The organism is Ornithinimicrobium panacihumi (genome assembly GCF_052073805.1).
GTDB classification, from domain to species: Bacteria; Actinomycetota; Actinomycetes; order Actinomycetales; family Dermatophilaceae; genus Ornithinicoccus; species Ornithinicoccus panacihumi.
The window spans coordinates 1-6,959 of the sequence record NZ_JBQGWG010000041.1; the positions used below are offsets into that span (position 1 = coordinate 1).

The following is a 6,959-nucleotide window of genomic DNA, read 5'->3' on the forward strand; positions in this document are numbered from 1 at the left end:
GGGTCTGCTGCACGGGGAGGTGACATCGAGTCTGTGGTGCCGCGGGGCGCTGCAGGAGAGGATGTGCACCATGCCCAAGCCCTATCCGAAGGAGTTTCGTGAGGACGTGGTCCGGGTTGCCCGGGCTCGTGAGGACGGGACGACGTTGAAGCAGGTCGCCACCGACTTCGGGATCTCGGAGTCGTGTCTGACGAACTGGATGGCGATCGCCGACCAGCAGCCCGGGAGCGGGGCCGCAGCGCCCGCCTCGGAGTCCAGCGAGCTGCGTGATGCCAGGCGCAGGGTCCGGCTGCTGGAGCAGGAGAACGAGGTGCTGCGTCGAGCGGCGGCGTACCTGTCGCAGGCGAACCTGTCCCCAAAATGATGTTCCCGTTCGTCCGTGAGTTGGCCGTGCAGCAGGACCCGATCCGGGTTCCTGTGACGGTGACGTGTCGGGTCCTGGGTCTGTGCAGGCAGCAGTAGTACCGGTGGCTGGCCCACCCGGTCACCGAGCGCGAGCTGACCGAGGCCTACCGGGCTGACGCGCTCTTCGACGCCCATCGTGACGACCCCGAGTTCGGGTACCGGCTGCTCGCCGACGAGGCCGCCGTCGAGGGCGAGGTGATGTGTGAGCGGACCGCGTGGCGGATCTGCTCGAGCAACTCCTGGTGGAGCAGCTTCGGCAAGAAGCCTCGCGGCAAGAACGGCAAGCCGGGTCCGCCGGCGCACGAGGACCGGGTCCAGCGCGACTTCACCGCCGAGGGGCCCAACCAGGTGTGGCTGACCGACATCACCGAGCACCGCACCGGTGAGGGCAAGCTGTACATGTGCGCGGTCAAGGACGTGTGGTCCAACCGGATCGTCGGCTACTCGATCGACTCGCGGATGAAGGCCCGCCTGGCCGTCCAGGCACTGGAGAACGCGGTCGCTGCCCGGGCCGCTGCAGGCATGGATGTGGCCGGCTGCATCGTGCACAGCGACCGGGGCAGCCAGTTCCGGTCGCGCAAGTTCCTGCGCGCGCTACGCCGTCATTCCCTGGTTGGCTCCATGGGGCAGGTCGGCTCGAGTGCTGACAACTCGGCCATGGAGAGCTGGTTCTCGCTCCTTCAGAAGAACGTCTTGGACCGGGCCCGGTGGGCCACCCGCCAAGACCTGAGGATCGCCATCGTCACCTGGACCGAGCGCACCTACCACCGCCGGCGCCGCCAAGCCCGCCTGGGCAAGTTGACCCCCGTCGAGTACGAGACCATCATGACCACACCGGCCACCAAGGCCGCGTGACCCAACCTGTCACCTCCCCGTGCAGCAGACCCATCTGTGGATCATGGTCGTCATCACATTCCACCAGTTACGATGGGGGTTCGGTCGGCGTGAGAGAAAGGAAAACATCGAGGTGAGTGGACGGATCACGAGCCTCGACCTCTTTGCAGGGGCTGGCGGGCTCACTGCTGGGCTCCACTCGAGTTCGTCCGTCTTCGAAACTCTCCGAGCGGTGGAGCACGACCTCGCTGCCGCGGCCACGTTCGAGGCGAATCATGGAGACAACATCGTTTACGCGGGGAGCATCGAGGACTGGCTCACCGTCGACGACGTCCCTGCGGTTGACTTGGTCGTCGGCGGCCCCCCTTGCCAGGGGTTCTCCCGCCTCAACCGCTCACGAGTGGGCCTGGAGCGGAATATGCTCTGGCAGCTCTACGCCGAGACGCTCGTGCGCGCGCAGCCGAAGTGGTTCGTCATGGAAAACGTTGCAGCATTCATGTCGACATCTGAATTCCAGGAACTATCGTCGTGGGCCCGCCCAGGGGGCGCATTGGCTGATTGGTCGATCGACGTACGCATCCTCACGAGCTCAGATTACGGGAGCGCCCAACGCCGGCAGCGCGCCGTCGTCCTCGGCACCCACAGAGATCTTTCCCCCCTCCGCTGGCCAGCACCATTATCGACTAGCGAATCCTTAAGAACGGTTCGCCACGCGATTGACGACCTTCGCGGAAAGGCCACAGGCATTGATCTTCCCGACCGGAAACGGGTCTTCCAGGGACTCGAGCTCCCAGGTGCGTTCCGCACAGATGAGTTGCACCTCACTCGCAGGTTCACTCACCTCTCCAAGGAACGTTTCAAAGCCATTCCAGAGGGTGGGAACAGGTTCAACCTCCCCGAACACCTTAAGTCACCCTGCTGGGTCACGCACACCTCTGGTTCGGGTGACGTGATGGGACGGCTGCACTGGAACAAGCCTTCCGTGACCATCCGAACTGAGTTTTTCAAGCCTGAAAAGGGCCGTTATCTGCACCCAGAAGAGGACCGGTCGATCACCCATCACGAGGCTGCGCGACTGCAGGGCTTCCCAGATGATTACCTTTGGGTAGGAAGCAAGGTTGACATCGCGCGCCAGATCGGAAACGCCGTTCCTCTCGAAATGGCGCGAGCGCTGGGCAGATCTATCCTGAATGCCGCGGGACTTTTCGACACGGCTAGCCTCGAACCCCAGCAGCTCAAGTTCTTTTTAGCATGAGAACTGGCAAGGAGATTCAGTGAGGTTGAAGGTCCTCGACGTCTTCAGCGGATGCGGAGGCCTCACGTCTGGCTTTGTGCAGTCTGGCCATTTCACACCGGTCGGGGCCGTCGAGAAAGACTCGGATGCCGCAGCCAGCTACGCCCTAAACTTCGGGGAGCATATTGCCGTTACAGACGTTCATGATTGGCCCCAGAATGGGGTACCTGCCGTGCACGTCGTGGTCGGAGGGCCGCCCTGTCAGGGCTTTTCCCCCCTCGGGCGTCGGTTGGTCGACGACCCCCGCAATGGCCTGTGGCGCGAGTACCTCCGCGTCATCAGACGGACATCACCTGCGTTCTTCGTCATGGAGAACGTACCTCAGTTCTTAACGTCCCGGGAATTTACCCAACTAGAGAGAGAAACGCGGCGGGGCGGGATGCTATGGGGATGGGCCCTTGAGAGCTTCATCCTCAACGCGGCCGACTACAGTGTGCCCCAACTTCGACGGCGCGCCTTCGTACTTGGAAGGCGCCAGGAGATGGACCCCATCGGAGCGCCCGCACAGACTGAAGATCACATTCCCCTAGGGCATCACAAGGCCCTGGGCTCCATCCCGTCCGAGCCTGCGAGCGAGGACCTCCCTACAAGGTCAGTGACTGTCAATGGGGCAGTGCATAGAGGACCTTACAGCGGGCAGGACCTCCACTTCACGCGTCCACCGACAGACCTAGCCGCGTCCCGCTATCGAGCAGTCCCGCTGGGCGGTGACCGTCGCGATCTGCCTGACGCACTCCAGATGGATTGCTGGCGCCGCCACACTCGCGGCGCCACGGATGTCTTGGGCCGGCTATCCTGGGACAAGCCGAGCGTCACGATCAGGACCGAGTTTTTCAAGCCCGAAAAGGGACGGTTCCTACACCCGACGGCTCATCGCCCCATCACACACTTCGAAGCCGCCAGGATCCAAGGGTTTCCCGACACATTTCGGTGGGTGGGAGGCCCCACCTCCATAGCACGCCAGATCGGCAACGCCGTACCACCACCTCTTGCGAAAGCCCTAGCTACCCACATAGCGCGGTACATCAAAGCCTAACCTGAACTAGTTCTAACCTGAGTTTGGTCATTTGGTTAGTGCGTGAGTCCGCCGCCACGGATGGCCTCGAGGATGGCTTGTTTGTCGGCGGGGATCTCGGGCGGGAAGGTCTGGGAGCTGTTGTTGATGGCGAGGGTGGCTGAGCGCAGGGGGCGTAGCTGGCGGACGACGTTGCGGATCGCTAGACCGGTGCGGTTCTGGATCTCGCGGGAGATGGCCAGGGCGGTGAAGACGATGGTCAGGTGGGCCTCGATCGCGTCACGCTTTCTGGCGAACAGTGGTCTGGCCTTGAGGTCGGTCTTGGACATGCGGAAGGAGGCTTCGACCTGCCACAGGTCGTGGTAGGAGGAGATCACCTCTCCGGCCGGCATCACCGCCGCGGGGATGTTGGTGACGTAGCCCTTGAGCCCGACCAGGCGACGGGCCCTGGCCAGGGATGCTTCGTCCAGGACGGTGTGGCCGCCGTTCTTCTTCACGAACCGGGGGGTGCGTGCGGCCTTCTCCCCGGCGATGACGGCCTTGGCCCGGTTCTCCTGAAGGGTGAGGGTCTTGTGGTCGCGTGCGGCGCGCTTGGCCGAGTAGGCCCACACCGCCCGCCACGAACCCGGGTACTCGCCCCGGTCCCAGGCTGGCTCGGCCCGGACCTTGACGTCGTTGTCGCTGTTGGGCCCGGTCCGTGGGGTGGTGGTGTCGATGATCTGCCCGTCGGTGAACGCGTCGCCGTGCCAGCGGAAGTGGGAGGCCAGGTCGATTGGTGCCTTGGTCACCCGGGAGCCGACGATGAACCGTAGGTTGGCCTCGTCCAGCTGGCGCAGGTTGGTCGCCGAGAGCATCCCGGCGTCGGCGACGACGACCATGTCGGCCAGGTCGTGCCGGGCCTGGAACGCCTTGATGATGGGCACGATCGTGGACGTCTCGGCCTTGTTGCCCTCGAAGCAGCCGATCTCCAGCGGGAACCCGTTACGGTCGACCAGCAGCCCGACCACGATCTGGGGATCTACCCGGCGTTCCTTGGAGTAGCCGACCTTGCGCAGGTCGTCCTCCTTCTCAGCCTCGAAGTACAAGGTCGTCACGTCGTACATGACCAGCGAGATGTGGTTCCCCCCAGATCGTGGAGGGCTTCACTATGCGGCGTCCTGCTGGGTGGCCGCGGCGGTCTCGTAGTTGATCGGGCTCATCATGCCGGCTGAGCTGTGTCGCCGGTCGTGGTTGTAGAAGCCGTAGCACCAGTCAATCACGACGGCGCGGGCCTGGGCCCGGGTGTCGAAGTCGTGCCGGGACTGGACCTCCCACTCCAGGGAGGAGAAGAACGCCTCCGCGGCAGCGTTATCGAAGCACGATCCGACCCTGCCCATGGACTGGCGGATCCCCAGCTCCAGGCACAAGGTGGTGAACGAGGACGCGGTGTAGGTCGAGCCGCGGTCGGTGTGGAAGATGACCCGTTCGGCCTCATCGTCGCGCCAGATCTCGTCCTTGCCGCCCCGGGTGGCCACGGCCATCCGGATCGCCGCGCACGCCAGCTCGGCGTCGGGGTGCTCGCTGGTCGCCGCGCCCAGCAGCCGGCGGGAGAACAGGTCGATCACGGTGGCCAGGTACAGCTTGCCCTCACCGGTCGGGATCTCGGTGATGTCGCCCACCCACGTACAGTTCGGCGCCGGGGCGGTGAAGTTGCGGCACACCAGGTCCGCGAACGGCTTCTTGGACTTGTCCGCCCTGGTCAGACCGCCCCGGCGCTTGATCACCCGGGCCACCAGGCCCTGGCGGCGCATCGAGTCCGCGACCGTCTTCTCGCTCACCTTCCAGCCCAGCTCGAGCAGGTCGGCGTGCAGGCGGGGTGAGCCGTGCAGACCCTTGGCCTTCTTGAACGCGATCTTCACGGCCCGATCGATCGTGTCGCGGCGGCGGTCGGTGTCGGTGAACAGGCCGCTGGCCGCGCCCGGGCCGTCGGCTCGCTTGATCCACTTGTAGAACCACGCCAGGGACACCCCGAGCAGGGCGCAGACGAGGGTGTGTGGCACCTGGTACTTGATCCTCTGGTCGGCGATGAAGCGTGCCACGCTCACTTCGTCGCCTCCTTCACCCACAGGACCACGGATCGCTTGAGGACATCACGCTCCATCCGCAGCTCGGCGACCTCGGCTCGGAGTCGTTTGAGCTCGTCGTGGTCGTCCTTGGACAGCTCGCCGTGGCCCTCGCGTGCGGCGCGGGCACGTTGGACCCAGTTGCCCAGCGTGCCCTCGTTCACGCCCAGATCGCGGGCGACCTGCGCGACCGGCTTCTTGGTCTCTTCGACGATCCGGACCGCTCCCTCACGGAACTCCCGGTCGTACTTCTTCCTTGTCTCTGGCATCTCAGTCCTCATTGTCGATGCCTCTACGCTCCGGGGGGAACCTCATAGTGCGTCATGGGGAGGCGGCGGATGGCTGACCTGCGGTGATCGCTGGTGCGTGAGGTGGTTTCACGCACTAACCGGGTGCGTCTAGCCTCCTGTCGTGGCGTTCATCAGGCGGGTGCGGACGAAGTCGGGGGCGACGGCCGTGCAGATCGCTGAGTATGCGGGCGGGCGGCAGCGGATCGTCAAGCATGTCGGGTCAGCTCATACCGAGGCTGAGCTGGGGGTGCTGATGGCGCGGGCTCGGGAGCTGCTGGAGGACCCTGGCCAGGGTGTCCTGGAGCTGGACGTGGAACCGGCCCCGCCGACGGTGGCGCTGGTGGGGGCGGTTGCTGAGCCGACGCTGCTTGGCCAGGCGCCCGTGGCGCCACCGGCTGTGCGCAGCGGCCCGGGACGAGTGGTCGGCACCGACAGCCGGGTGCTGTTCGAGGCCCTCGCCGCGGTGTACGCCCAGCTGGGCTTCGACGCGATCGGCGACGAAGTCTTCGCAGCCCTGGTCCTGGCCCGCGTCGTGGAGCCCACCTCGCTGCTGGACACTGCACGGGTGCTGGCCGACCTGGGCCAGGAACCAGCCAGCTACAAGACGATGGGCAGGGTCCTGGCCCGGGCGCAGGAGCGCGGCTACCGCGACCAGATCGCCACCGCTTGCTTCGAGCACGCGGTCAGCAGCGGGGACGTCTTGAGGTTCCCCCCGGAGCGTAGAGGCATCGACAATGAGGACTGAGATGCCAGAGACAAGGAAGAAGTACGACCGGGAGTTCCGTGAGGGAGCGGTCCGGATCGTCGAAGAGACCAAGAAGCCGGTCGCGCAGGTCGCCCGCGATCTGGGCGTGAACGAGGGCACGCTGGGCAACTGGGTCCAACGTGCCCGCGCCGCACGCGAGGGCCACGGCGAGCTGTCCAAGGACGACCACGACGAGCTCAAACGACTCCGAGCCGAGGTCGCCGAGCTGCGGATGGAGCGTGATGTCCTCAAGCGATCCGTGGTCCTGTGGGTG

5 protein-coding genes and 3 pseudogenes are annotated in these 6,959 nt (G+C 65.3%); 5 read left to right on the forward strand and 3 right to left on the reverse strand.

What is annotated here, in order from left to right; all coding sequences use genetic code 11:
- Positions 1-70 precede the first annotated feature (70 nt).
- The 3 genes and pseudogenes from ACTMMA_RS17985 to ACTMMA_RS17995 all read left to right on the forward strand — a co-directional run bounded on the left by ACTMMA_RS17985 (position 71) and on the right by ACTMMA_RS17995 (position 3,569).
- Positions 71-1,260, forward strand: a pseudogene (locus ACTMMA_RS17985) (IS3 family transposase).
- A 19-nt stretch (positions 1,261-1,279) separates the two neighbouring features.
- Positions 1,280-2,494, forward strand: coding sequence for a DNA cytosine methyltransferase (locus ACTMMA_RS17990; protein WP_441191451.1), 1,215 nt, complete (start codon positions 1,280-1,282; stop codon positions 2,492-2,494).
- A gap of 19 nt (positions 2,495-2,513) precedes the next feature.
- Positions 2,514-3,569 carry a DNA cytosine methyltransferase gene (locus ACTMMA_RS17995; RefSeq protein WP_441191452.1) on the forward strand — a complete coding sequence of 352 codons (1,056 nt, stop codon included), beginning with the start codon at positions 2,514-2,516 and terminating at the stop codon, positions 3,567-3,569.
- Positions 3,570-3,604: 35 nt separating this feature from the next.
- Here ACTMMA_RS17995 and ACTMMA_RS18000 read toward each other — a convergent pair.
- The 3 genes and pseudogenes from ACTMMA_RS18000 to ACTMMA_RS18010 all read right to left on the reverse strand — a co-directional run.
- Positions 3,605-4,663, reverse strand: a pseudogene (locus ACTMMA_RS18000) (IS1634 family transposase); the annotation flags it as partial.
- A 30-nt stretch (positions 4,664-4,693) separates the two neighbouring features.
- Positions 4,694-5,632, reverse strand: coding sequence for an IS3 family transposase (locus ACTMMA_RS18005; RefSeq protein ID WP_441191453.1), 939 nt, complete (start codon positions 5,630-5,632; stop codon positions 4,694-4,696).
- Positions 5,629-5,919 carry a transposase gene (locus ACTMMA_RS18010; protein ID WP_441191454.1) on the reverse strand — a complete coding sequence of 97 codons (291 nt, stop codon included), beginning with the start codon at positions 5,917-5,919 and terminating at the stop codon, positions 5,629-5,631. The genes ACTMMA_RS18005 and ACTMMA_RS18010 overlap by 4 nt, the downstream gene beginning before the upstream one ends.
- A gap of 142 nt (positions 5,920-6,061) precedes the next feature.
- Between ACTMMA_RS18010 and ACTMMA_RS18015 the strand changes: the two are divergent.
- Positions 6,062-6,640 (forward strand): annotated as a pseudogene (locus ACTMMA_RS18015) (IS1634 family transposase); the annotation flags it as partial.
- A 46-nt stretch (positions 6,641-6,686) separates the two neighbouring features.
- The coding region (locus ACTMMA_RS18020; protein WP_441191455.1) for a transposase at positions 6,687-6,959 on the forward strand (273 nt) is incomplete at its 3' end.

Excerpts from the sequence above, each read along its gene's own strand:
- ACTMMA_RS18010 (WP_441191454.1), bottom strand. The coding sequence starts at position 5,919 with ATGCCAGAGACAAGGAAGAAGTACGACCGGGAGTTCCGTGAGGGAGCG.